The organism is Flagellimonas sp. B-3, from assembly GCF_056857835.1.
Window position 1 is genome coordinate 803,177 of record NZ_JBSXNW010000024.1, and the last position, 26,371, is coordinate 829,547.

Genomic DNA, 26,371 nt, shown 5'->3' on the forward strand with positions numbered 1-26,371 from the left:
TATTTTATGCCGATTTTTTCGGTCTTAGATTAAAAAATTCGATGTAACTATCCGGATTTTCAATTTCGCCTTTTTCCGAGATAATTTTAATGTCGATGTTCCTGTTCTTCGCTTTGTTTGAAAAGTCTTCTAGGATTTCCACGATATCATTGTCAAGAAAACGTGTTTTTCTAACATCCAATTCAAGATAGGAGTTTTCAGGAAGACTATCCAGTTCCTTTAGAATGGCTCCTTTGTTAAAAAAGGTAACCTCTTCCGCAAGGGTCATTTTAATTTTATGTGCTCCATTGCTCTTATCTTCAATATGAAGGAAGTGGGAGTTCTGGTAGCTTTTAATAAGAACAACTACGATACCAACCCCAAGGCCTAAACTGATTCCGACCAAAAGGTCTGTAAAAACAATACCTACCACAGTTACTACAAAGGGGACAAATTGTTTCCAACCCGCTTGGTACATGGTTTTAAAAAGCGATGGCTTTGCGAGTTTAAAACCAACAATAAACAATATGGCGGCCAAAACGGACAGCGGGATCTTATTGAGCAAGGTAGGGATCAATATTACCGAACCGAGTAGAAAGAATCCGTGGATGATAGCAGAAGCCTTTGTTTTACCTCCGGATTGAATATTGGCCGAACTACGAACGATTACCTGTGTAACCGGAAGCCCTCCGACCAAACCAGAAAGCATGTTCCCCACTCCTTGGGCCCTAAGTTCGCGGTTGGTGGGCGTTGTTCTTTTTTCAGGATCTAATTTATCCGTTGCCTCTACACATAGCAATGTTTCCAAACTGGCCACCAATGCAATGGTGAAACCTGTTATCCAAACTTCTGGGTTGGATATGGCGGAGAAATTGGGAAAACTAAAAAAGCCCAAGAACGAATCAAAGCTATCCGGTACCGGAACGCTTACCAAATGCTCCTGCGAGATTCCCCATGTGCCATTGCCCTGGGTCAATGAATAATACACGATTCCAATGACCACAGCGACCAAAGGCCCTTGTATAAGCTCAAAGATCTTGGATTTTTTCGTTAAAACCTGACCCCATAAAATAAGTATGGCCAAGGCAACAACAGCGATAAGGGTTGCACCAGGACTAATAAAATTGATGGAGTTTATAATTTCACTAAAGGTGTTTTCACCATCTACTTGAAAGAAGGCCCAATCACCTTCCGGGTCGGCATCATAACCAAAAAAATGGGGAATTTGTTTTAGAATGATGATGATTCCAATACCCGTGAGCATACCTTTAATTACCGATGATGGAAAATAATAGGCAATAATACCAGCCTTTAGAAATCCGAAAATTAGCTGGATTATACCGCCCAATACTACGGCAACCAAAAAGTTTTGATACCCACCCAAGGTACCGATTGCGGTTAATACAATGGCTGCAAGTCCTGCTGCTGGGCCACTTACCCCTATTTGGGAACCACTTAGTGCACCTACAACGATTCCCCCAATAATACCTGCAATTAGCCCCGAAAACAAAGGGGCACCACTGGCCAGGGCAATACCTAAACAAAGCGGTAGTGCCACAAAAAAGACCACAATACTGGCAGGCAAGTCATTTTTTATATACTTGAACATAATAATAAACAAGATTAGTCCTCTACATCAGATAAAATTTGGTGGTAAAGGACAATTAAAATTTGATTTAAACGAGAATAAGAATGTTAAACCAATTTTCGGGGAGGGGGGTCTAGTGTTTCAAGGGTAAACTCCAATACAGCGAATGCATATCCTAATGCATCATTATTTTTTTCTTGATTTATGGATGGATCCGCTGAAATAAAACTTTTTGACATAAAATATTTAATATCAAATGTTTTACTGCTCGAAGTATCATGCGTATTGTTCTCCTCTTCGGAAGAACCAAGAATAAAGGCAATACTATATTCCCGCCCCATAAGTGGGACAAAAGGTGAGGTCAACAAAATTGTGACCATCACAAAGGAAATAAACGGTATAGCCAGTGTTCGCATCATAATAATTGGGGGTAAATTTAAGATAAGATATGCACTTATTTGTTAATTATGTCTAAAAATCCTTTAACGACCTAATCTGGTCCCCCAACAACCATCCTGTTTGCCCATCGGCAATACGTATTCTTTTCCAATCGTCCAGCTCGTCCAAAATATTCACTTTGGTTCCTTCGTGAATGGTAAAGATAGTGCTGCTGTTGGTATTGGGTTCTGAACTAACATTGACTTCTTTCTCAAAAACTATGGCCGGGTCATCGTTCTTGTATTGTTGATAGCCAAGATAGGCCATTAAAACAGAGACGGCGCACAAAGCAAGAGAGAACATACTTGAAATAAATGCAACCCTCTTTTGGTTGGCCGGTCTAAGAAAATAATAGGCCATATAGGCCAAAACAAACAAAAAGACCAATCCAATGGCCAAATAAGCCCATTGGTCATAGGAGAGCAAGCCCACAACTGATTTGTAGATTTTGGATATCCCCGTTGTAGGAACTTCCTCAATGGCATCTAGCCTCATATTTTGGGCAAACGCCAAATTATTTTGGATTTCCCTATTAGGTGGGTCAAGAAGCAATGCTTTTTCGTAGTAATAAATACTGGGGCCAATGGAATTGAGTTTGTAGTAGCAATTCCCCAAATTAAAGTACAGTGCAGCCGAATGCTCGCCATTTTCCAGAATTTGCTTGTAGTTTTCTATGGCAGCGGAATACTCCCCATTGTTGTATAGTTCGGTGGCTTCATTAAACAGAGCCTCGTTTTGGGAAAATCCAAAAGAGAGCGAAAGCATACAAAATAAAAGGACTATCTTTTTCATGCTCATAACTGTTTGTCCAAATTAGAAATTACTTCACTTGCTTTTTCATAATCTTGTTGCATCTGCACATTGGAAAACGGGCTATATCGTGCCATTTCACAGCTGGTCAATAAGGCTATAAAGCCATCAACATCCTTTTGGTCAACATTTTTTTCCGAAAGAATGCTTGTAATCTTATCCTTGCTGAATTCCGAAGTTTCTATGTGTAATTTTGCCTTCAGGTAGTTGTGCAAACCTTTTTCCAGAGCCACATAAAAGGCTTCTTTGTTCCCGAGCTCCTTTTTGGCGGTTGAAAGATATTTTCTGGCCAGCTTGTTGGCTTTCTTTATTTTGTTCCCCACCACATCACTGGCAATGGCCTCTCTCTTCTTAAATGTGAAAATGGCTATTGGAATCAACAATAACGGGGCAAGCAAAAGAATAAAAAAGAGTCTTGAGCCAAAAAAGCGGTCAGAACCAATAGGGCTTAGGTTCGGATTTATGTTGATAAAATGAAACTGCTCCCCGGTCGGCACAACCAATTGCTTGTTGGCAGAGGGACTTGTTATATTGGCCGAGCCACTTGTAGGCCCTTCGATTACCTCAATATTGATTTCTTCTGAATTAATGGTTTTATAGTTTCCAGTACTCGGATTAAAATAACTGAAAGAAATACTTGGAATGGGGTATTTTCCCCTAAATGAAGGTACAATGGTATAATTATTCGCCACTTTGCCCTCCATACCGGTACTGTAAGTATTGATGGATTCCTCGTATTCGGGATCATAAACTTCTAAAGAGCTTGGCAGTTCTGGCTCTGGAAGTTGGAACAATTTCAAGTTCCCTTTCCCGGTAACCTCAACTTTGGCCTGAAGCGACTCCGAGGCATTCAGTTGGGTTTTGCTTGTGGTCACCGAAAAATCAAATTCACCAACAGCTCCACTAAAATTAGCCGGTTTTCCAGCTTCTGGCAATGGTTTTACGTTGATGGTTCTACTACCTGCAGAAACGGTTTTACTGGTTGAGGTATAAATTCGGCCACCAAAAAAGTCTCTTCTGTTGGTGGGTACATCAACAAAAATCTCGAGAGAGAGCGGCTCAATGTCCAACTGTCCTGATTTTTGGGGGTAAAGTACCACTCGTTTTAAAACTACATATCTATAGGGTTTACCTTGGTAAGTACCGTTTTGCGCGGTGTGCTTGGTAACCGGAATGTCTTGGCTCCAAAAATTGTTATAGGTAGGATTGTCCAACGGACGGTAATTCGTAACACTTATGTTTGGACTTACATAGAGCTTATAGACTACGGTAACAGCTTCATTTAAATAAGGATTCCCCTTTGATACTTCTGCAACTAAATGAAGGCTTTCGTCGGCCACATCATCCACGGTCTTCTCTGCATTAGGCTTGTCCACTGCCGCTGTAACCTCTACTTGCTTGGGGGTTGTCTTGTATGTTTGGCCATCAATCTCGATAGTGGCCTGGTTTATGGTGAAACTCCCTCTCGCCGTGGGCTTTAATATGTAAGAATAGGTCTTGGAAAAACTGCGTTTGCCATTTACCCAAGAAGAACTAATGGACTGCGAAGGCCCCATTACCACATTAAAACCATTAAATTGAGGCGGCTTAAAGTTGTCGCCATCCTTGTTCATGGTAAAATCTACCCGAAGACGTTCGTTTAGCCCCAATTCCTCTTTGCTCAAGTTCATGGTAAACGAAATCTCTTCCGCATCGTCTTGGGCATGTGAATGTAAGCCCGTAAAGAGTAACATTCCCAGAATAAACAATATGTTGCCCTTCAACACTTTCATTACCAGTCTTTCTCGTTTTTAATTTTTTTGCCTCGAACTTTTCGGGCCTCCATTTTCTCCTGTACTTTTTTCTCTTCGTTCTGCATGGCCTCTAGCAAATTCTGAATCTGTTGTTCAGACAATTGATTGGGTCTAGGTTGCTGCTTTTTATCTTCGGGCTGGTCACCCTCATTGGGTTTTTTCTCTTGCTCTTTCTTCTTGTCCCCATCGCCTTTTTGATTTTCCTTAGGCTTATCCTCTCCATTTTCACCTTGATCGCCTTTGTCCTTGTTTTCGTCTTCTTTTTGCTCGCCTTCGTCTTTCTTCTCGTTATCCCCGCCTTCGTTCTTCTGGTCTTGGTTTTTATCCTTGTCCTCGTTTTCCTGATCTTTCTTGTCTTCGTTGTCCTTGTTTTGGTCGTTCTTTTGCTCGTCCTGTTGTTTTTCTAGCATCTTTTTGGCCAGAGCAAGGTTATAGCGCGTCTCGTCGTCGTTAGGATTTTTTCTTAAGGCTTGTTTGTATGCCTCAACAGCTTGTTTGTAGTCTTTTTGCTTCATGAACACGTTGCCCATGTTGTGAAAGGCCTTATGTTTTTCTCCTTTATCCTCGGCAACTTCTCCTGCCTGTTTGTACCTTCCAAAAGCTTCTCCATAACTTTCCCTGTTATAGTAGGCGTTCCCTAAATTAAATCGGGCGGCGGCATTTTTGTTGCTTTTGGAAATGGCCCTTCTGTAATCGGCCTCTGCCGTAACAAAATCGTTGGCGGTAAGTTCTTCGTTGGCCTCATAGGTAAGATTGGTAGAGGCTTGCAATGCTTTTTCCGCTTCTTTGTTCGCTTTTTCGGTCATGTCGTCCTGTGCTTGGACCATCCCAAAACATAGCAATAGTCCAACCATCAACTTAATCTTGCTCATCATCATGCTCATTAAAAAGATTCAGTTTTTTCAACCACTGTGTTTTTCTGTCCAAAACGAAGATGTCCAAAAATAGAAATAAAAAGCCAGCGGCCAGGAACCATTGAAATTGGTCCTTGTACTCTGCAAATTGTTTGGCTTCAAACTCTGTTTTGTCCATCCGGTTCAGTTCCTCTTTGATGAACTCCACGGCATTTTCCGTATTGGAGCCATCAATATAATTGCCATTGCCCCTATCGGCAATCTCGGTTAATATGTTTTCGTTCAATTTTGTGATGACAACCTCGCCTTGGTTGTCCTTTTTCAAACTTTCTACAATGCCGTTCTTTTTGATGGGAATCGGAGCTCCTTTGACTTTGCCCACTCCAATGGTATAAACACGGATTCCGTTCTGAGTAGCTTTTTCAACTGCATCGATAGTGGAATTTTCGGAGTGGTCTTCCCCATCAGAAACAATAAAAAGCACCCTGTTGGTCTGTTGGGAATCATCGTAATAAGTACTGGCCAAATCTATGGCTGCGTTAATGGCGGTTCCCTGTGATGAGAGCATATCGGTATTCATGCTCTGTAAGAACATTTTAGCGGCGCCATAGTCCGTGGTTATAGGCAATTGAGGGTAGGCTTGCCCTGCGTAGGCAATAATTCCTATACGGTCGCTCGCCAATTGGTTGATGATTTCAGAAACAATACGTTTGGCTTTTTCCAAACGGTTGGGGGCAATGTCCTCTGCCAGCATACTTTTGGAAACATCGATGGCAAAAACGATATCCACACCTTCGCGTTTAACGGTTTCCAGTTTTGTACCGATTTTTGGATTGACCAACCCCAATACCAAAAACGTAAGCCCTCCCAATAAAAATATCAGTTTAAGGGTTGACTTAAAGTTGGATTTATTGGGTGCCAGACGCTTCAATAGGTTTGAGTCTGCAAAACGTTTTTGTGTCTTTCTCTTCCAGATTTGAAGAAAAAAGAACGTCAGGACCATTACCGGAATAATGGCCAAGAGGTAGAAATATATTTTTTCGTCAAACTGAATCATTCGCTAAATAAAACTTTTAAAGATGGAGTTTCGCAACCCCCATTCCAACAACAATAAAATTCCGGCCAAGAAAATCAGCGGCCTAAATTTTTCCTCGTATTTGTAATACTTGAATTCCTCTATTTCTGTTTTTTCCAACTTGTTGATCTCATCGTAAATTTCCTCCAAAGATTCATTGTCTGTGGCACGGAAATATTTTCCTCCTGTTACCTCTGCAATTTCTTTAAGCAATTCTTCATCAATCTCCACTTGTCGCATACCGTATCTATAGGAACCATCCCTATTGTAGCCGATGGGAGACAAGGCATTTCCGTTGGTTCCGAGACCAATGGTGTATGTCTTGATTCCAAATTCGACTGCTAGATCGGCTGCGGTTCTAGGTTCAATAAAGCCAGAATTATTGACACCGTCCGTTAAAAGAATGATAACTTTACTTATGGCCTTGCTTTCTTTTAGTCGGTTTACCGATGTGGCCAAGCCCATTCCGATTGCGGTTCCATCTTCCAATACGCCATAGGTGATTTCTTCGAGGGCATTCAAAACAATGGCTTTATCGCTGGTAATAGGGGTTTTGGTATAGCTTTCGCCCGCATAGCTCACCAAACCGATACGGTCGTTCGGGCGACCTTCGATAAAATCGGCGGCTACTTCTTTCAATGCGGTCAACCGGTTCGGCTTTAGGTCGCGGGCCAACATACTGGAAGACACATCAATGGCCATTACAATATCGATACCCTTTGTTGTTTTTGTCCGTGTTGAAATATCCTCCGTTTGAGGTCTGGCCAATGCGGTTACGATAGCGGCCAAGGCCAACAATCTAATGGCAAACAAAACAGGTTTTAATTTGGACGCCCAACTCTTCACCGTGAACCCTTTGATGCTGGAAATGCGCAGGGAGGCCATTTCATTTTTCCGTTTGAAAAAATACCATAGCAAAGCCAATGGCAGCAAAAGGAGCAGCCAGAAAAATTCAGGATTTGCAAATTCTATATTCTCAAACATTTACACTTGTGTTTTTACGTCTAAACTGTTCAAAATTCGATCTACGATCTGTTGCGCATACTCATCGTCCTCTTCCCAAGTGATCACCACCTGTTGGATGAAACCTTTACCTCCAAAAGTTAGAATATTGTACCTGGCCCTTTTGGAATCGCCATTGGGTCGTTCCAAAGTTCCCGTGCCATAGGTTTTCATGCCCTTTACACCGGATTGTGTCACAAATTCTTCTTGTTTGGTGATGATATTCTTTAGTCCCAATTGTTCAAAATTGGTCAGGGTGGAACCGATTACTGCATCAAATTGAGGTTCCTCTTTTTGTTCTTTGAATGTGATGGAGCTTGTGCTTACCGAAAATATCCCCACATAGCTACCGTAGGAAAATGCTTGAAGCTCTTTAATGAGCTCTTCGGTTTCTTTGGGAAGTTCCAATTCTTGACGGACCAAAACTTCTGGTGTTTCTATTTGAATGGGAGGGAAACCGTACGTACTGGCGACCCATTCACCCTCCAACATGTCCTTGGTCGGGTAACCAAAAACGGTGTCCCTTACTTTTTTGGTACCAAAATAAATGGTTGACCCTATTCCGCCCAAAACAATAATTCCTGCAAAAATGGCCGCGGCCCAGTAAATTCTTTTGCGCTGTTTTTTTCTGGCAAGTTCTTCCAAATATTCTTCATCTAACAACAAATCTTCTTCGGTTGGTTCCGGAAGGCCTTCGTGGGTTTTGGTCACGATTTCTTCGACCAATCTCCTATCTTGTTCGGCAACGGTTGTGGCTGGTTTGTTTTTGGCAAACTTTACCAAATCGGCCGTTTGTAATATTTTTTGAAACTGTTGTATGGTATCATCGTCCAATTTAAGCTCTCCGGCATCCCTTAACATTTCCAGTTTGGTGATGAGTTCTGACGTGGTGCTTTCCATGGCAGTAACGTGCACATCTTCTTCCAGATAGGACCGCACAATATCGGTAAGTTCCGAATAGTACTGCTTGTATTCGTCCTGAATAAGGTATTTGGAGTTCTCCAACTTTTTAAGCTCCATAAGGGCTCGGTCATAGGGTGGGAGCAAGGCCACTTTTTCTTCCTCGGTCAAAGGTTTCTTTCTTAGAAAGAACCAATAGACCAATCCCCCGACCACAATCAACCCTAAAAGAATCCAAAGTGCCGTAAGCCACATATCGGCGGTACTTCTTTCTACCTCTATCAAGGGTTTGATGTCGTACATTTTTTGTTTGGTGGTGTCCACTACCACATCGGCGACCTTTACTTGAAAGGAATCCGTGAAAAAGGGTTGCTCGTTAATAGCGATTCGCTGCGGGGGAATCGTGTAGGCGCCACTATCGAACTGGGTTAGGGAATATATTTTTTGAAGGATGACTTTGTCATCGTTTTTGAGGGTGTCGGCCATAATGGCCTCTACGGTTTCCAGCGGGGAAAAAGTTTGCCCTTCGGGAAAGAAAACCACATCGGTAGAATCCGTCTCAACCGTAATTTTGTATTGAATCTGTTCCCCAATTTTAATGGCCAAGGTGTCCACTTCGGCATCGACTTTGGGTCCTGTTTGCGAAAAACCAACCGTGGACATCAGCAATAGAAACAACATGGCCCCCCAAACTGATTGGGGCCTTGTTTTGCTTCTCATTTTATGTAGACCGTTCATTTGCATTATCCTCTTCGTTTAAAATACCCCAATAGCTTTTTTACGTAGCTTTCGTCTGCCCGGCAATTGATGACCCCGCAGCCTGATTTGTTAAAGGAATTGGTGAAATAGGCCACTTTGTCTTTGTAGTGTTGTCCATAGGCCAACCGAACCTGTTTGGATTGGGTGTTCACCAATTGAATTTCGCCCGTTTCGGCATCCTGCATTTGCACCATTCCCAAATTTGGGATGGTTTCTTCACGCTCATCATAAACTCTAATTCCTGTAACATCATGTTTGTTGCCTACAATCCGAAGTGTATTGTCGTAGTCGTCGGCGATAAAATCCGAAAGCACAAAAACAATGGCTTTTTTCTTCATTACGTTGGTAAGGAACTTTAAAGCTTCTGCAAGATCGGTTTCGCTGCTTTTTGGATGGAATTCCAATAACTCCCTAATGATTCTGAGTACGTGGCTTTTTCCTTTTTTGGGCGGGATAAAAAGCTCTACTTCATCGGAAAACAAAATCATACCAACCTTATCGTTGTTCTGAAGCGCAGAAAAGGCAAGCGTAGCTGAGATTTCGGTAATGATTTCTTTTTTGAACTGGTTGGAAGTACCAAAAAGTTCCGAGCCGCTTACATCTACCATCAACATCATGGTGAGTTCACGCTCTTCTTCAAAAACCTTTACGTAAGGTTCATTATAGCGTGCGGTAACATTCCAGTCAATGCTTCGTACATCATCGCCAAACTGATACTGGCGTACTTCGCTGAACGTCATCCCCCGACCTTTGAACGTAGAATGGTATTCCCCACCAAAAATATGGTCGGAAAGACGGCGGGTCTTTATTTCAATTTTACGTACTTTTTTTAGTAGTTCCTTTGTATCCATTTGGTTCAAAAAAATAGGTTTTCGGGTTGGTTAAAAGTATTGCTACTTATTCCGATAAACATTGAACCGCTAAGGCACCTCTACCTCGTTTACAATCTTGTTGATGATTTCTTCGGAAGTAATATTTTCTGCCTCGGCCTCGTAGGTGATTCCGATTCGGTGACGCAGTACATCGTGCACCACGGCCCTAACATCTTCGGGAACCACATAACCTCTTCGCTTGATGAACGCGTAGCATTTGGACGCTTTCGCCAAGTTGATGCTACCTCTGGGAGAAGCACCAAAACTGATAAGCGGCTTCAAGCTTTCCAAGTTGTATTTTTCCGGGTAACGCGTAGCGAAAATGAGGTCGAGAATATATTTTTCAATTTTTTCGTCCATATAAACCTCGCCAACAGCTTCTTGGGCTCTTAGAATTTGCTCCAAGGAAACTACGGGGTTAACGGCCTCGGTTGCACCTTTTAGGTTTTGACGGATAATGAGTTGTTCCTCGTTCAACTTTGGATAGTCGATTACTGTTTTCAACATAAAACGGTCCACCTGCGCTTCAGGAAGCGGGTAAGTACCTTCTTGCTCTACAGGGTTTTGGGTGGCCATTACTAAAAAAGGTGCGTCCAGCACAAATGTTTCGTCCCCGATGGTCACCTGTTTTTCCTGCATGGCTTCCAAAAGCGCCGACTGTACTTTTGCGGGAGCCCTGTTGATCTCATCTGCCAAAACAAAGTTGGCAAAGATGGGTCCTTTTTTAATGGAGAAATCGTTCTCTTTTATATTGTATATCAATGTACCAATAACATCAGCGGGCAAAAGATCGGGTGTAAACTGTATTCTGCTAAAGCTTCCTTTCACCGCTTTGGCCAAAGTGTTGATGGCCAATGTCTTTGCCAGTCCGGGAACACCTTCGAGCAGAATGTGGCCTTTTCCCAGTAGACCTATCAGTAAGCGCTCCACCATGTGGGTCTGCCCCACAATGGCCTTGTTCATTTCAACCCTTAAAAGGTCAATAAAAGCGCTTTCCTGGGCAATTTTTTCATTCACAGCACTAATATCAATAGTAGTGTTTTCTTCCATTATATACTTTTATTGTTTGGTGTTAATGTCGGGGTTTTTGCTAAGGTGTGCAAAATGAAAATTTATTTAAAACCTAGCTGTTAATTAATGGTTAAAAAAAACGCTAAACCCCTAGTTTTATGAAGGATTTAAGGCTTTAATTTTATACATTCAGCACTTATGGAACGGACAACGAATTTTTCCCGCATTATATCGGGAGCGATGACATGGGGAAGTTGGGGGAAAAAACTTTCCAAAAAGGAAATGATCGAATTAATGCATCACAGCATTGCTTGTGGCTTAACCACTTTTGACCATGCCGATATTTATGGAAGCTATTCCACCGAGGCCGATTTTGGACAGGCATTTGGGAATAGTGGAATTAAAAGGGAGGATATTCAACTGATCACCAAATGTGGTATTCAAATGACCCGTGGCAGGAATAACCGAATCAATCATTACCAGTATGACAAGGATTATATTATTTGGTCTGCGGAAGCGTCTTTAAAAAAGTTGAAAACGGATTATTTGGACTTTTTTTTAATGCACAGGCCAAGTCCGTTGATGGAAACCGAAGAGATGGCGGAAGCTGCCCGGCAGTTATTGCAAAGTGGAAAAATAAAACAGTTTGGGGTATCCAATTTTACAACCTCTCAAGTGGCCATGTTGGAAACAGCCATACCCGTTGAAGGAAACCAGGTCGAATTTTCTTTGACGCATCACAATCCTATGTACGATGGAACTTTTGATGATTGCATTGCCAACAAAAGATTGGCCATGGCATGGAGCCCGTTGGGAACACTTTTTAGGGAAGATGATGAGCAAGCAGATCGCATTAAAGAGGCCATGGGGCCTTTGATGGACAAGTATGATGCTGATGAGAGCCAGTTGCTCTTGGCCTGGATTTTAAAACATCCTGCAAAAGTGCATCCGGTCATTGGAACCACAAACAAAAAAAGAATGGAAATGGCCGCAGAAGCCATAGATATAGAATTGGAACTTCAAGATTGGTTTGCCCTTTTGGTAGCGAGCCAAGGACACGATGTTCCGTAAAAATTGGAAATGGGAAAAACAGCATTAATAACAGGAGCTACAAGTGGAATAGGCAAAGCAACGGCAGAGCTTTTTGCAAAGCAAGGATTTAATTTAATTCTTTGTGGAAGAAGACAGGAACGTTTGGAAGGGCTTAAAAATGAATTGGGAAGAGACACAGCAATCTTTACCTTAAATTTTGATGTTAGAAATAGAGAAGCTGTGTTCTCTGCCATAGAAAGTTTACCCAAGGAATTTTCTGAGATAGACATTTTGGTCAACAATGCGGGCAATGCCCATGGATTGGACCCCATTGACAAGGGCAACCCAGATGATTGGGATGCCATGTTGGACATTAATGTAAAGGGGTTGCTGTATATGTCCAAAGCTGTTATTCCTCAAATGGTGGAACGCAAATCTGGGCATATCATCAACATTGGTTCCACGGCGGGCAAGGAAGTATATCCCAACGGAAATGTGTACTGTGCCAGTAAACATGCCGTGGATGCCATTAACCAAGGTATGCGGATAGATTTGAATGCTTACGGAATTCGCGTAGGGGCCGTAAACCCTGGATTGGTGGAAACTGAGTTCAGCGATGTTCGCTTTAAGGGGGATTCCGAAAGAGCATCCAATGTATACAAAGGCTTTCAACCGTTAAAACCAGAGGATATCGCGGATATTATCCTGTTTGTGGTAACTCGACCCTACCATGTGAACATTGCCGACCTTGTGGTAATGCCTACTGCACAGGCCAGCAGTACGATTGTCAACAAAAATGGTTCATAGTTGATGTTTAAAGGTCAAAACCGTCAGTTCGAGTTTTTTCTGAAGGAAAAAGTATCGAGAACAAGGTTTGTACGATTAAAAATTCTATTCTCGATACATTTTTTTGAACTTAGGTTCAAAAAACCACTCGAAATGACGAATTTTCCTTTGGTTTATAAAATCTCGAAACCTTAAAATATGATCAATAAACGCCTACTCGTAAAAAATCTTTTGGCCCACAACGACGAGAATAGTTTTTACGATAAAAAGCGTTTTATATCCATTGGGGAAAAGGAGGGCAAGGCCAAATTTTTAAAACATGTCTGTGCCTTGGCCAACAGCAACCCAAAAAACAACTCCTTTATTGTGATCGGGGTGGAGGATGAGGACAATACCATTGTTGGCGTTGATTTTTTTGATGACAGCAAAATTCAGAACCTCGTCAATGCCTATTTGGACAATCCGCCTCTAATTTCCTATGAAAATATTCCCTTTCCCCATTTGCCCGAAGGCAAGGTGGTTGGTCTCGTAACAATTAGGTCCAACGGAAAAGTTTGTGCCCTTCGCAAAAATATTTGGAAGTATTACGGGGGAGCGGTCTTTTTTAGGGAAGGCAGCATCAGCTTGCCCAAAGCTTTTGATATTGAGCTAAAGGACATCAACTCCGATAAGGTGGCGACGATTGAACAGCACGCGCGGAATAACATAGAATTGACACTGGATGCGGTCATAAAATTCTTCAATACCAGGCATCCCGACCTTACAAGCGATTACAAAGTCTTTAAAGAACAATTTGTGGTCTGTTGGGCGGGAAACAAGAAGAAAGTGAAAGGCAAGATCTACTATTCCAGAGTGGATATTGAACTCATCAACGAACAGGTAAAACTGTTTTATTCCGCTTTGGACGAAATCACTATTGATTATGATGACGACCACTTCAAAACCTTGGAGTATGTGCAATTGGGCTTGGGCTCTCAACAAAAATATTATCCTTTGGAAGAAGTGGTCATCACATTTTCGGACAATGGCAAGTACACCATCAACAGTAAATTAATATTTGAACCACCTCAATTTGATAAAAAAACGCTGTATCATGTGTACAATGCCAACAATGCATTGCTCAAAAAGTTGGAAAACCATATTCCGTTAACAGATTCGGAGCATACGGATATGACCCACCTCCCAGCAACGTATCTTATTTGTTACCTGAACGGTTTTGAGGAGGCCAAGGAAAAAATGGACAGTTCAAGGGCGTTGTTAAAAACTTACGACAGCAATATTTACCAATCCTTAAAGGAATCCCAACGAATTCTAAGGAAAGTAAGGTACGCATAGTCGCTTGGTTGATTTATTTTTCGAGCTGCTCTTTTGTGGGCAAAGCAACAATGGCACCATAATTAGTAGTGGTAATGGCCCCGGCCTTGTTCGCCAAGGCGACCATGTTTTCCACTAACGAAAAATCTTCGAAAACAGGCCCAAAATTGCCCAAATCGGAAATTTGATACAATAAACACCCTATAAAAGCGTCGCCGGCACCAGTAGTGTCCAAGGGAGCTACCTTTATACTCGGAATTACTTTTTTGGTGCCGTTCATGCTCAGTAAGGTACCGTCTTTCCCCAAGGTAACGGTAATTATTTTCGTTCCGGCCTTGTGCAAAACATCACAGGCTTCATGTAAATCTTCTTTACCTGAAATAAGCTGTGCTTCTTCTTGGCTAAACTTGCACAAATGTGATTTTTCCACAAAGGGCATGCACTTTTTTATGAAGGTTTCTTGGTCATCTTTCCAAAGGTCGCTTCTAAAATTTGGGTCAAAACAGATAAACATTTCTTTGGTAAGGCCATCAAAAAGATATTTGCTGTATGTTTTTTCCAAAGGTCCGCCCAAAAGAGCGGTCGCGGCCCCCAAGTGAAGAATATTTCCGGGAAGGTTCTTTCTTAGGTCGGGATTATACTTCAATTCCTTATCGGCGCCCCTGCTAAAAACAAAATCGCGTTCTCCATCTTCCGAAAGCGATACAAAGGCCAGCGTGGTGAAAGTATCCGATAATTGGGCCAACGAAACGTCAACGCCAACCTCTTTCAGGGTTTCCAATAAAAATTTCCCAAACGGATCGTCCCCTACGCAACCAATAAAAATTCCGTTTCCTCCCAACTTGGATATGGCACAGGCCACATTGGCAGGAGCTCCCCCTGCTTTTTTGGTAAACTCGTTTGCTTTGGAAAGGTCGCTTCCTTGCCGTTCGGCAACAAAATCAATCAACACTTCACCAATGCAGTATACTTTTTTCATATTGTTTCGGAATATTCTAAGGTACATAGAAAATTATACCATGTCCAAAAAACAGTTAGGTTAATTTGAAATATAGGTTAAATGCTTGATAAAGCCACCGTGATTTTTCATAGGCCAAGCATTTGTGCGTAATTTTGTCAAAAACTTTTCTATGCGAACACTTGTTGTGGGCGACATCCATTCAGGGGTGCGGGCGTTGGAGCAATTAATGGGCAAGGCCAATGTCACCTCCAAAGATCATATCATATTTTTGGGCGATTATGTAGATGGGTGGAGCACGGCAGTGGAAACCGTAAATTTTTTGATACAGCTCAAAAGTGAATATAACTGCACTTTTATTCGTGGAAATCACGATGAACTCTGTAGGGCTTGGTTGGTAGATCAAAAAGAAAACCCGCAATGGTTGGCACACGGCGGCATTGCAACCAGAGATTCTTATTTGAATGCAGATAGGGATATATGGGAATTACATTTGAAGTTTTATAACGAATTGCAAAATTATTATCTCGCAGATGACAACCGGTTGTATTTGCATGCCGGCTACACAAACCTTAAGGGAGTAGATTACGAATATTTTGAACAATCTTTTTACTGGGACAGGACATTATGGGAACTGGTAACCGCACTTGACCCTGATTTGGAACCTACAAGTCCCAAGTTTCCAAAACGCTTGACCCACTACAAAGAAATCTACATAGGCCACACCCCTTTGTCCAAAAACGGGTTTGTAGAACCACAGAACAAAGCCAATGTTTGGAACGTGGATACAGGGGCCGCTTTTATGGGCGGATTGACCATGTTGGATGTGGAAACCAAGGAATATTGGCAAAGTGATCCCGTACACACATTTTATCCCGGCGAAAGAGGAAGAAATTAGCGTAGTTTTCATTATTTTATATAGAACTTTGTAAAAAACCCCGTACTATGTCGATAAAGAATGTAAGATTGGAAGTAATGCAGGCGATTGAACCCAAAGTTGAAGGGTTTATTGATGAATTTCTTATTCCAACAGAAAAAATATGGCAACCCACCGATTTTTTGCCAGACTCCCAAAGCGATAAGTTTTTTGATGAGGTGGAGCAGCTTCGTGGTGAGGCCAAGGAATTGGGATACGATTTTTGGGTAACCCTTGTGGCCGATACCATTACAGAAGAAGCACTCCCCACGTATGAATCCTGGTTGATGGATGTGGAAGGCATTGATCAGCACAATGGCAAGGACAATGGATGGAGCAAATGGGTGCGTGCATGGACAGCTGAGGAAAATCGCCATGGAGATGTTTTGAACAAATATTTGTACCTCTCTGGCCGTGTAAACATGCGTGAAATTGAGATAACTACCCAACATTTGATTTCTGATGGGTTTGATATTGGAACGGACAGGGATCCCTACAAGAATTTTGTATACACCACTTTCCAAGAGTTGGCCACCAATATTTCGCACAAAAGAGTGGGAAAAATGGCTAGAAAGAAAGGTAATGTACTGCTCGCAAAAATGTGCACCATAATTGCAGGTGATGAAATGAGGCACCATTTGGCATATCGCGAATTTGTAAAGACAATTATGGGGCAGGACCCCGATGGAATGGTCTTGGCCTTTGCAGATATGATGAAGAAAAAAATTGTGATGCCGGCCCATTTTCTTAGGGAATCGGGCGGAAGTATAGGAGAGGCATTCGAACAGTTTTCCAATTGTGCCCAACGGTTGGGGGTGTATACCTCACAAGACTATATTGATATTTTGAAAAAATTGAACGATTACTGGGATATAGGAAACCTTCGCGGACTTTCTGATCAGGCAGAAAAGGCCAGGGATTATCTGATGAAACTCCCCGAAAGGCTACAACGTATATCCGAACGTATGAAATTTTCCCAAGAGCAGCATACTTTTAAATGGGTAGAGGCTAACGGAATGTTGTAGGAATCAAGTTAAGTCTGTCCGATGGCATTAATATTTGCCGGCACGGTGTTTTTCCTGCCACTCGAACAACTGTTCCCAATGGCCCTCGTAAGCCATTTTTGCCTGCATGGGCCATGAGGCGGGGTCGTGGATGCGATAGCGCTTACCGCCGGAATCCAACACCTCTTGGCATTTGTCCACTGAAGTTTCGGCCAAATCTTTCCATGTTTTGATGTCAAAATTGTGAAAAAGGGCTTCAATTTTTGGGCCTATGCCCTCAACAAGCTTTAAATCATTTTCTTTGATTTTTTCCCCAAAAGCTGTCTTTGCCCTATTTGCATCAAAGAAGAAAGCGTCTTTTTTTGGAAGATTTTTATCCCGTTCAAGGTTTAGTTGCCTTGTTTTGGATATACCCAGTCTTTTTCTGCAAGTTTCCAGATCGGATTTTAACTTGGCGTTTTCAATTTCAAGGATATTGAGTTGAACTGAATTTTCGGCTGCTGAGGGTGTGCTGGATTTTCCAAAAAAATAACCAAGAACCCCAGAAATGATTCCCGTTATGGCCAAAACAATCCAATACCAAATTGTAGAACTTATCCAATCCATATTTCACACAAAATAAACAGTAGAAACTGCTCATTTAAAATATTAAAAAAATCTTAAAATTCTAAATTAAACCACCTAAAATTGAGGGATTTCTGAAAATAGGGGGCTTTTGTAGGAAAAATCCAAGGCCAAAAACAAAACTAAAATTACCGATTATACATTTTTTATGACCACTTATAAGATACCTTTTAATTTCTTGATAAAATATTTAGAAATTTGAAAATCAATATTAAGTGAAGAACCCTGTTTCTCCCGACGAAGATCCGGCATTGAAATAGGGTTTTAAAGTTAAGTTTGAGTTAGTTAAGTTGGTTTTAAAGACTGCCCATTTAGGTTAGACACTAAATGGGCGGCTTTTTATTTTTATAGGTCAAACTTAATGCCTTGTGCCAACGGTAATTCGGTGGTATAATTAATGGTGTTGGTCTGTCTTCTCATATAGATCTTCCAAGCATCCGAACCACTTTCCCTGCCACCACCGGTTTCTTTTTCGCCACCAAAGGCTCCACCGATTTCAGCTCCGGAAGTACCGATATTAACATTGGCAATACCACAATCCGATCCTTCTACTGAGAGGAAACGTTCCGCCTCCCGCAGATTGTTGGTCATAATTGCAGAGGATAGTCCCTGCCTAACACCATTTTGCATGTCCAAAGCATTTTGTAGGTCACCTTTATATTTCAAAATATATAAAACGGGACCAAAGGTTTCGTGCTGTACAATATCGAAGTGGTTTTTGGCTTCGGCAATAGCGGGCTTTACGTAGCAACCGCTTTCGTAGCCCTCGCCTTCGAGCACGCCACCTTCTACCAAAATGTTTCCGCCCTCTTCCTTAACTTTTTCAAGGGCATTCAAATAATTTTTTACAGCATCCTTATCTATTAGCGGTCCAACGTGGTTGTTTTCATCCAAGGGATTTCCGATGCGTATTTGTTTGTAGGCATCTACAATGGCATTTTTTACCTTGTCGTACACATCTTCATGGACAATCAATCTACGTGTAGAGGTGCAACGTTGTCCGCACGTACCCACTGCACCAAATACAGCACCTATTACGGTGTTTTTTATGTTGGCGTCGGGGGTTACGATAATGGCGTTGTTACCACCAAGCTCCAATAAAGATTTTCCAAGACGTTCGGCTACTGCTTTTGCAACTATTTTTCCCATACGGATGGAACCTGTGGCCGAAATCAATGGAACACGTTCGTCTTTGGTCATAAATTCACCTACCTTATAATCGCCGGTAATCAAACAGGAAATACCTTCTGGCACTCCGTTTTCGGTAAACACACGAGCCGCAATGTTTTGGCAAGCTACGGAGGTCATCGGGGTTTTTTCTGAGCCTTTCCAAATACAGGCATCACCACAAACCCAAGCCAAAGCCGTGTTCCAGGACCAAACGGCCACGGGGAAATTGAAGGCAGAAATAATCCCCACAACACCAAGTGGATGGTATTGTTCGTACATGCGGTGTCCGGGACGTTCGCTGTGCATGGTGAGTCCGTGCAATTGACGGGACAGGCCTACGGCAAAGTCACAGATATCTATCATTTCCTGTACCTCGCCCAAACCTTCTTGGTAGCTTTTCCCCATTTCATAAGATACCAATTTGCCCAAAGGTTCTTTTAAACGGCGAAGCTCGTCGTTAAATTTGCGAACCACTTCACCACGTTGAGGGGCTGGCATGGTTCTCCAAGTTTTAAACCCCTTTTGGGCTGTAGTGATTACTTTTTCATAGTCCTCTTTGGTAGTGGTTTTCACTTTTCCAATAAGCGCACCATCTACGGGTGAATAGGATTCGATGATATCTCCCTCGGAAAACCAATCTTTTCCTGTGGAAGTACCATTATTTATTTTGTTTAAGCCAAGTTCCTTTAAGGCTTCTTCAATTCCAAAATCAGTTGCTATTTTTGACATTTATAACTTTTTAGCGATGTATTGTTATATTATTACAATATTACAAATAATATAGAAGAGGATAAACGGTTTAGAGGAATTGATGGATCAAAAGAAGAAGAATTCCCACCAAGGCAGGAAGTGCTTGTACCATAAATATTTTTTTTGATGCTGTTGCAGCTCCATAAATACCGGCAACTGCCACACACCCCAAAAAGAACATGGCCACATAAACTTGCCATACTGCATCTTGAACAATCAATGACCAAATAAGCCCTGCAGCCAAAAAACCATTGTAAAGACCTTGGTTGGCTGCCAATGTTTTTGTGGGTTCAAACAGTTCTTCGGGAAAAGTACGGAATACCTTTTTTGCTTTTGTCGTCCAAGCAAACATTTCCAACCACAGAAAATAGATGTGGAGCAAAGCCACAATTCCGATAATGATTTTTGCTAAAAGGAGAATCATTCTTCTTTGGCTACAAAACGTTCATCAACGGGCATAACGGTTCCGCATTTATCACAGGTACGCAATTCTTGCGAACCATAGAAGTGCTTAAAATGTCCTAAGAAATCCTTTTCAATATCATTCAGTTTAAAATAGACCTCGTACAATTTGTGATTACAGTTGTCACAAAACCATAGTAGGCCATCTTCAGCATCGAGATCTGCACGTTTGCGTTCCACAACCAAGCCAATGGAATTTTCTTGGCGGGCAGGTGAATGGGGCACTTTGGCAGGATGAAGGTACATATCGCCCGGCCCCAGTTTCATGGTTTTTTTCTGGCCATCTTCCTGAATGTGCACTTCTATATGGCCTTCAAGCTGATAAAAAAGCTCTTCGGTTTCGTTGTAATGGTAATCTTTTCTGGCGTTTGGTCCTGCAACAATCATCACAATATAATCGCCAGACGCTTTGTAAAGGTTTTTGTTCCCGACCGGGGGTTTTAGGGTTTCTCGGTTTTCCTCAATCCATTTATTAAGGTTGAAAGGTTCCTGTATTGCCATGTTCAAAGATTTTACGAAAGGTAAAAAAAACCTTGCTGGCAACATAGCAATTAACAAAAAAGACCCGCTGATCGGCGGGTCTCTTTCTTATATATTTTTGGTTGGCTACTCCACTTTGATAAAAATTTGTGTGTAGTATGGTCTGCCATCTTTATCCAATTGAACACTTAAGGTTGTATGGCTAAAATCTCCTTCCATAGCTTTTCTATGCGAGTCGCTTTCTACCCATGCCTTTAATGTTTTTTCGGCAGTGGTATAAAATCTCGCTACATTTTCAGATACTTTTAGCGCATTGGTTTCATCGGCGATTTTCGTGGCCCGTGCCTCAAAATTATCGTGACTTAGGCTGTTTTTGGAAATCATATAATCGTTGTGTTCCTCTGCATATTTGTAAGCTGGCGCACTATCTGCCAAGGAACTTAACCCTATCGATGTTCGATGTTCGTTGATTAGGCCCAATAATTCTTTTTCCATCTTGTTGGGATCAACAGTAACCTTTTGGTTTTCAAGATTGGTTTCAGAGTACATTTGTTCAAACTCTTCTGATGAAGAGTCGCTGCAACTGACAAGCAACAATAAAAAGACCAGTACCAGCGTTGCGCTAGAAAATTTTTTCATTTTTCGGGGTATTTTCAGGGAGTGTTCTAAATTCCCTAGTGTTCTCGTTGCTAAACTAAAGGAGACGCCTCCCTTTTCCATGAAATTTCCATGTTAGGACAGATTATTACGTTGAAATACAGGAAGCTGCATTCAATAGTGTTTTTTTGATGAAGCCCGGGTCCCTTTATCGGCAAAAGTGTACCGTTTATATAACCTCTTCCTTTACCTCGATTTGGTTTGAAGGATTGTTTTCTTCATCATCAAAAACATAGGAAAAAACCAAGGCACCTATTTCCTTGATGGGCTCGTAGAAAATGGACTCTTCTTTGGTTTCCTCATTAATGAATCCGAGGGGAGAGGAAAGCTTTTCGAAGAAAATAAGAAATGCCCCAAGGATTACAGCAACTTTAAGGGCACCAAAAATACCACCGGCAATCTTGTTTAAAAGGCCCAGCATGGCAAAATCGGCAATCTTGGTCAGGAATTTTCCCGCCAAGTTCACTACAATAATGATGACGAAAAAAGTAATCAGAAATGCAGCAATTTTCAGGTACTGGTCACTCCAGTCAAACCGTTCGGCGAGGTAATCGCCTGTTATGTACGAAAAATGGATGGCGCCGTATATTCCCGCAATCAGGGCAATCAAGGAGGCCAATTCTACAAAAAGGCCATTTTTTAAGCCTTTGTATAGGCCCCAGACCAAAAGAATTCCGATGATAATATCCAAAAAGCTCATACACGGGTTTTAACAAATATAGAATATTGATTTGTACCTTTGTTATTCATTGCAAAAACATGTCTAGAGACGAACAATTAAGAGAACGGTGGGAATTTTTGGTGGAAAAATTGTCCGCGCAATTTTCTGATGGCGACCCCTTGGAGTTGGATGGAATTGTCTATTTGGTGGGCGTACAGGAACTGGGCAATTTTCATCGCAAATTTAAAAAGGACGAAAAAGTCAACCTAATGCATATAGCCATTTGTAGATTATTGGAACCCTATGGCTATTACGATTTTGATTTTTTCGATGATGATGGATGGCCACATTATAAAATTAAAGAGCAATTGCCACCGCTCAAGGCCGGGGAACAGGCTGTTTTAATGAAAGAAGCCGTAGTCAATTATTTCTTGGAAAAAGAATACATCACATAAATGGAGCTTAAAAAACCGTACTATGCCGTAATTTTCACCAGCCTGAGGACAGAAGGGGACCAAGGTTACGCAAAAATGGCGGAAGAAATGGAAACCCTGGCTCGAAAACAACCGGGGTTTTTGGATATTGAAAGTGCCAGGGACGGATTGGGCATTACGGTGAGCTATTGGGAAAGTTTGGAGGCCATTGCCGACTGGAAAGCCAATATGGACCATAAGCAGGCGCAGAAGAATGGGATAAAAACATGGTATTCTTGGTATAAAGTTAGGATTTGCAGGGTGGAACGCGAATACGAATTCAATAAATAGACTCATGAGCGAGAACATTGCTTTTTCAAACGTAGATAGAAAGAACAACCTGCAAAAGATTACCAAGGATACTTACGACCTTGTGGTAATTGGAGGGGGAATCACGGGAGCTGGCATTGCTTTGGACGCATCTTCTCGCGGCATGAAAGTGCTTTTGCTCGAAAAAGGGGATTTTGCCTCGGGCACCAGCAGTAAATCCACAAAACTTATTCACGGTGGGCTACGTTATTTAAAGCAGTTCGATTTTTGGTTGGTGAAAGAAGTAGGTTCCGAAAGGGCCATCGTACATAAATTGGCACCACATTTGGTACTTCCCGAAAAGATGTTGCTCCCACTCATTGAAGGTGGTTCCTACGGAAAATGGTTGACGTCCATCGGCTTGAAGGTTTACGATATTTTGGCACAAGTTTCAGGGGATGATAAAAGGCAAATGCTGGAGAAGAAGGAAGCCATGAAGCTAGAGCCCCTTTTGCCCAAGAAGATTTTGAACGGAGCAGGATATTATGCCGAGTACCGTACCGATGACGCTAGACTTACCTTGGAAAACCTAAAAACCAGTCTTCAATTTGGCGCACAGCTATTCAATTATGCCAAGGTAACCGATTTTATTTACGAGGATGAAAAAGTAGCAGGGGTAAAATTTACGGACGAGGTTTTTGGAGGTGAATATAGCATTTCATCAAAATATGTAATCAATGCCGCTGGGCCGTGGGTAGATGAACTCCGGAGCGTGAACCAGTCCAAAAAAGGGAAGCGATTGCATTTGACCAAGGGTGTGCACTTGGTGTTTCCAAAGGAGAAACTCCCTGTAAAACAATCCGTATATTTTGATATCCCTGATGGCAGGATGATGTTCGCCATTCCACGCGGTAAGGTCACCTACATTGGTACCACCGACACCAACTATAATTTGGACAAGGACCATGTGACCACCGATATTGCCGATGCCATATACTTGGTTTCCGCGGTGAACAATATGTTCCCCGATATTGAATTGGAGTTGGACGATATCATTTCCTCATGGGCAGGATTGCGTCCTCTGATTCACGAAGAAGGAAAATCGGCGTCCGAACTATCACGAAAAGATGAAATTTTCACTTCCGATACCGGTTTGGTGAGTATTGCTGGGGGCAAGCTCACCGGATACCGAAAAATGGCCGAGCGTGCGGTAAACCGTATCGCCAAAAAAATGGAAGAAGACCACGATATGGAACTGAAGCCATGCACCACGGACAAGATTCCACTTTGTGGAAACGACTTTAAAAAGTATAAGCACGTAAAAAAGTACATTGGCAAGGTACAAGAGCAACTGCAAGCGGATGGTTTTTCGAAATATGAAGGATGGTATCTAGTGACCACTTATGGTAAACAAACCGAATCCATTTTAGAACGATATGCGAAAATAAAGGGTGATGAACCCAAAGTACGGATGATCAGGGCCGAAGCTCAATTTGCCATCGCCCACGAAATGGCTTTAAATCCCTTGGACTTTTTTATTAGAAGAACAGGCCGACTGTATTTTGATATAGACAGCGTTCGAAAATTTCAGGAGCCTGTGTTCGAGGAATTCCAGAAAGCGTACAACTACTCAGCAGCAGAAATGGAAGTCTTTTCCAAGGAATTGGAGGCACAACTGAAAGAGCATTCCGATTTTTCGTTGGAGCGGGAGTAAAAGTTTTAAAAAAATTGATATTCAATCGAAGGTACCCTCTTTAATAGCTAGCTTTCAACTAACGAAATAGTTATGATGAAAAATTTTACGGTAACATTGTTTTTCTTCTCTATCGTTGGGACTGTTTTTGGTCAAGAATCACTTAAAATCACATATGATGTCGAATCAAACTTTGATTTGAGTGAAATGCAGCATGAACAGACGAGAACCATGGCAAGTATGGCAGCCGAGGTCATGTCTGATTTCGAGTTTCAATTATTGATTGATGGTAATGAGTCCATTTTTAAACAATCCAAACAATTGGTCAGAGATGATATAAACCCGATGCAGTATGAATTGGCATCAGGATTCTGCTCTGGAAACGAAGTTTGGCACACAAAAAAGGATGACTCCATTAAAAGAATTGCATTGCTAAACTCTAATCCTTCTACGGTTTTAACTTTAGATGAAAAAGTACAGTGGGAGATTACCAACGAGTCAAAATACATTGGTGAGTTCAAAGTGCTAAAGGCCACCACAACAAGAAAGTTGGGCAGTTATCTGGAAGAAATTGAAGCGTGGTTCGCACCAAAACTGCCCTATTCCTTTGGCCCTTTGGGTTATAATGGCCTCCCCGGTCTTATACTCGAAATGTATCGAGGTAAGGTCGTTTTCAAACTAAAAGAAATAGAAGAAAAAGATGTGGATATCAAGCTCCCAAAAGGCTCAAAAGAAATGACTTTTGAAAAGTATTTCGAGATGCTGGAAACCAATATGGCAGAAATTAAAAAACGGGGTTAATAAACAATCATTGGACAATTTCACCTAATTAAGGGATGCTTTTTGGCATCTACTTTTAGTATGCCTATTGTCATCTATCAATTGAAAACCACCATCTGTCAACTCAAAAGGGACATCCCTCAATTCAATTCAATTTAATAGCCATTGAAAGATAAACTTTACATAGCTTCACGCTAAGTCTTACAAATTTTTGCGCAAAAACAAGTAAGGGAAATTGAACATTAACCATTAATTTTTTAAAATGAAAAAAGTGATTTTTTAGCAAGTATTGTTTTTTGCTATTGGTTTTACCTCTAGCAGTTTGAATGCGGCAACACCTGAAATGCCGGTGGATTGCGAGAGTTTTGCAATGGAGTGGGCTGATGTAGTCTATGAATCAACTGGCGATGGGTTCGCAGCAGGAAGCGCATTTACTTCGGCAATGATTTTATGTGAATCGTATTCACAATAAAATTAAAATAATAATTGATTGTAAGTATGCCTGAAAAGCTTCAGGCATACTTCTTGAAAAACTGTTTATGAAAAAATATTGTCTGTATGTTTTTCTGACTTTATTTGGGGTCAATACAATCTTTGCCCAAATCACAAACGGAAAAATCCTTTATAAAGTAAGCATGGAGGGTTTTTATAAAGATGGTGTAAAAGACGGAAAAGCATCACCCGAATTGAAGCGGATGTATAGAATGACCGCTGACGCTGCCAAGAATATTCGACTTGAATTATTCTTTAAAAATGCAAAAAGTATTTTTCAACACCAAAAAGGACTTAGTATTTCGGATTATAAAGAACTAGACGAGTTTGTTAAGTATCTTACTTCTAAGGGAACTTATTTTACGAACTTAACTAACAGCGAACAAATATTGCAGACCTATTATGAAGATAGGAAATACAATGTAGGTTCAGAAGTAGAAAAACAAGATTGGACATTGACCAAGGAACAGAAAAAAATCGGAAAGTTCTTGTGTTATAAAGCCATTCTTGATAAATCCAACACTGGGTTAAATGAAGATACTATAGCATGGTATGCACCGGAAATTCCTGTTTCTTTTGGCCCAGCAGATTACGTTGGTAACTTGCCTGGCCTTATTTTGGAACTAAAATTGCCCATAGCTACCTACACCGCTAGCGAGATTGAGCTGAACTCCAAAAAAGATATAAAAATAGATTGGCCAACCAATATCGAAACCATGACGGAGGAGGAATACAAAAAAGAAGGTGATAAGATTAAAGCGCAGTTGGATAGAGGGTGGTAAAAACTGA

Annotated in this window: 27 protein-coding genes; 10 read left to right on the plus strand and 17 right to left on the minus strand. The window is 41.5% G+C overall.

The annotated features are described in order from the left end of the window. Positions 1-4 precede the first annotated feature (4 nt). The 10 genes from AC13CS_RS16150 to AC13CS_RS16195 form a co-directional block, all read right to left on the minus strand. The gene (locus AC13CS_RS16150; protein ID WP_163625064.1) at positions 5-1,588 is read right to left on the minus strand and encodes a SulP family inorganic anion transporter; all 1,584 of its coding nucleotides are present in this window, start codon (positions 1,586-1,588) and stop codon (positions 5-7) included. 86 nt (positions 1,589-1,674) lie between these two features. Further along, positions 1,675-1,986 (minus strand): hypothetical protein, encoded by a 312-nt coding sequence (locus tag AC13CS_RS16155; RefSeq protein WP_293165974.1) that lies wholly within the window; start codon positions 1,984-1,986, stop codon positions 1,675-1,677. 52 nt (positions 1,987-2,038) lie between these two features. Next, entirely contained in the window at positions 2,039-2,797 is a 759-nt protein-coding gene (locus tag AC13CS_RS16160) for a tetratricopeptide repeat protein (RefSeq protein WP_313790341.1), read from the minus strand. A gap of 2 nt (positions 2,798-2,799) precedes the next feature. After that, positions 2,800-4,587, minus strand: a complete 1,788-nt coding sequence (locus AC13CS_RS16165; protein ID WP_293165971.1) for a BatD family protein — start codon at positions 4,585-4,587, stop codon at positions 2,800-2,802. Beyond that, positions 4,587-5,480: a tetratricopeptide repeat protein gene (locus AC13CS_RS16170; RefSeq protein WP_293165969.1), complete on the minus strand. Its 894-nt coding sequence runs from the start codon at positions 5,478-5,480 to the stop codon at positions 4,587-4,589. Before AC13CS_RS16170 ends, AC13CS_RS16165 begins: the two co-directional genes overlap by 1 nt. Beyond that, positions 5,467-6,519, minus strand: a complete 1,053-nt coding sequence (locus tag AC13CS_RS16175; RefSeq protein WP_293165967.1) for a VWA domain-containing protein — start codon at positions 6,517-6,519, stop codon at positions 5,467-5,469. Before AC13CS_RS16175 ends, AC13CS_RS16170 begins: the two co-directional genes overlap by 14 nt. 3 nt (positions 6,520-6,522) lie before the next feature. Further along, positions 6,523-7,521: a vWA domain-containing protein gene (locus tag AC13CS_RS16180; RefSeq protein ID WP_482888870.1), complete on the minus strand. Its 999-nt coding sequence runs from the start codon at positions 7,519-7,521 to the stop codon at positions 6,523-6,525. Then, positions 7,522-9,183, minus strand: coding sequence for a hypothetical protein (locus AC13CS_RS16185; protein WP_482888871.1), 1,662 nt, complete (start codon positions 9,181-9,183; stop codon positions 7,522-7,524). It lies immediately after the preceding gene. After that, positions 9,183-10,049, minus strand: a complete 867-nt coding sequence (locus tag AC13CS_RS16190) for a DUF58 domain-containing protein (RefSeq protein WP_482888872.1) — start codon at positions 10,047-10,049, stop codon at positions 9,183-9,185. Before AC13CS_RS16190 ends, AC13CS_RS16185 begins: the two co-directional genes overlap by 1 nt. 69 nt (positions 10,050-10,118) lie before the next feature. Then, positions 10,119-11,120, minus strand: coding sequence for an AAA family ATPase (locus AC13CS_RS16195; protein ID WP_293165960.1), 1,002 nt, complete (start codon positions 11,118-11,120; stop codon positions 10,119-10,121). Between the two features lie 159 nt (positions 11,121-11,279). Here AC13CS_RS16195 and AC13CS_RS16200 point away from each other — a divergent pair, with 159 nt between their 5' ends. From AC13CS_RS16200 to AC13CS_RS16210, 3 genes are all read left to right on the plus strand, one after another. After that, the gene (locus tag AC13CS_RS16200) at positions 11,280-12,152 is read left to right on the plus strand and encodes an aldo/keto reductase (protein WP_293165958.1); all 873 of its coding nucleotides are present in this window, start codon (positions 11,280-11,282) and stop codon (positions 12,150-12,152) included. Between the two features lie 9 nt (positions 12,153-12,161). Next, entirely contained in the window at positions 12,162-12,920 is a 759-nt protein-coding gene (locus tag AC13CS_RS16205; RefSeq protein ID WP_293165956.1) for an SDR family NAD(P)-dependent oxidoreductase, read from the plus strand. A 177-nt stretch (positions 12,921-13,097) separates the two neighbouring features. Beyond that, positions 13,098-14,234, plus strand: a complete 1,137-nt coding sequence (locus tag AC13CS_RS16210; RefSeq protein WP_293165954.1) for an ATP-binding protein — start codon at positions 13,098-13,100, stop codon at positions 14,232-14,234. A 13-nt stretch (positions 14,235-14,247) separates the two neighbouring features. Here the strand turns inward: AC13CS_RS16210 and AC13CS_RS16215 are convergent, their stop codons facing one another. Then, positions 14,248-15,192 carry a carbohydrate kinase family protein gene (locus AC13CS_RS16215; RefSeq protein ID WP_293165952.1) on the minus strand — a complete coding sequence of 315 codons (945 nt, stop codon included), beginning with the start codon at positions 15,190-15,192 and terminating at the stop codon, positions 14,248-14,250. A gap of 151 nt (positions 15,193-15,343) precedes the next feature. On the opposite strand from AC13CS_RS16215, the gene AC13CS_RS16220 reads away from it, so the two are divergent. Both AC13CS_RS16220 and AC13CS_RS16225 read left to right on the plus strand, forming a co-directional pair. Further along, positions 15,344-16,069 (plus strand): metallophosphoesterase, encoded by a 726-nt coding sequence (locus AC13CS_RS16220; RefSeq protein WP_293165950.1) that lies wholly within the window; start codon positions 15,344-15,346, stop codon positions 16,067-16,069. Positions 16,070-16,116: 47 nt separating this feature from the next. Beyond that, on the plus strand, positions 16,117-17,112 hold the full coding sequence (locus AC13CS_RS16225) for an acyl-ACP desaturase (RefSeq protein ID WP_293165948.1): 996 nt from the start codon (positions 16,117-16,119) through the stop codon (positions 17,110-17,112). Positions 17,113-17,139: 27 nt separating this feature from the next. Here AC13CS_RS16225 and AC13CS_RS16230 read toward each other — a convergent pair whose 3' ends face one another. From AC13CS_RS16230 to AC13CS_RS16255, 6 genes are all read right to left on the minus strand, one after another. Continuing rightward, a complete protein-coding gene (locus AC13CS_RS16230) occupies positions 17,140-17,697 on the minus strand; it encodes a hypothetical protein (protein ID WP_293165946.1) in 558 nt (185 codons plus the stop codon). Between the two features lie 363 nt (positions 17,698-18,060). After that, entirely contained in the window at positions 18,061-19,614 is a 1,554-nt protein-coding gene (gene amaB / locus AC13CS_RS16235; RefSeq protein WP_293165944.1) for an L-piperidine-6-carboxylate dehydrogenase, read from the minus strand. Positions 19,615-19,684: 70 nt separating this feature from the next. Beyond that, entirely contained in the window at positions 19,685-20,059 is a 375-nt protein-coding gene (locus tag AC13CS_RS16240; protein ID WP_293165942.1) for a DUF1304 domain-containing protein, read from the minus strand. After that, complete coding sequence (locus AC13CS_RS16245; RefSeq protein ID WP_293165940.1) at positions 20,056-20,598, minus strand: 3-hydroxyanthranilate 3,4-dioxygenase; 543 nt, start codon at positions 20,596-20,598, stop codon at positions 20,056-20,058. The genes AC13CS_RS16240 and AC13CS_RS16245 overlap by 4 nt, the downstream gene beginning before the upstream one ends. 105 nt (positions 20,599-20,703) lie before the next feature. Beyond that, a complete protein-coding gene (locus AC13CS_RS16250; RefSeq protein WP_293165938.1) occupies positions 20,704-21,216 on the minus strand; it encodes a CAP domain-containing protein in 513 nt (170 codons plus the stop codon). A gap of 187 nt (positions 21,217-21,403) precedes the next feature. Then, the gene (locus AC13CS_RS16255) at positions 21,404-21,934 is read right to left on the minus strand and encodes a CvpA family protein (RefSeq protein WP_293165936.1); all 531 of its coding nucleotides are present in this window, start codon (positions 21,932-21,934) and stop codon (positions 21,404-21,406) included. 59 nt (positions 21,935-21,993) lie between these two features. Between AC13CS_RS16255 and AC13CS_RS16260 the strand changes: the two genes are divergently transcribed. The 5 genes from AC13CS_RS16260 to AC13CS_RS16280 all read left to right on the plus strand — a co-directional run bounded on the left by AC13CS_RS16260 (position 21,994) and on the right by AC13CS_RS16280 (position 26,364). Continuing rightward, positions 21,994-22,350, plus strand: a complete 357-nt coding sequence (locus tag AC13CS_RS16260; protein WP_293165934.1) for a hypothetical protein — start codon at positions 21,994-21,996, stop codon at positions 22,348-22,350. Beyond that, complete coding sequence (locus AC13CS_RS16265; protein WP_014032487.1) at positions 22,351-22,659, plus strand: antibiotic biosynthesis monooxygenase family protein; 309 nt, start codon at positions 22,351-22,353, stop codon at positions 22,657-22,659. It abuts the gene before it with no gap. 4 nt (positions 22,660-22,663) lie between these two features. Further along, entirely contained in the window at positions 22,664-24,331 is a 1,668-nt protein-coding gene (locus tag AC13CS_RS16270; protein ID WP_293165931.1) for a glycerol-3-phosphate dehydrogenase/oxidase, read from the plus strand. A gap of 72 nt (positions 24,332-24,403) precedes the next feature. After that, positions 24,404-25,111: a GLPGLI family protein gene (locus AC13CS_RS16275; RefSeq protein WP_293165929.1), complete on the plus strand. Its 708-nt coding sequence runs from the start codon at positions 24,404-24,406 to the stop codon at positions 25,109-25,111. A 518-nt stretch (positions 25,112-25,629) separates the two neighbouring features. After that, positions 25,630-26,364 carry a GLPGLI family protein gene (locus AC13CS_RS16280; protein WP_293165927.1) on the plus strand — a complete coding sequence of 245 codons (735 nt, stop codon included), beginning with the start codon at positions 25,630-25,632 and terminating at the stop codon, positions 26,362-26,364. Positions 26,365-26,371: the final 7 nt, after the last annotated feature.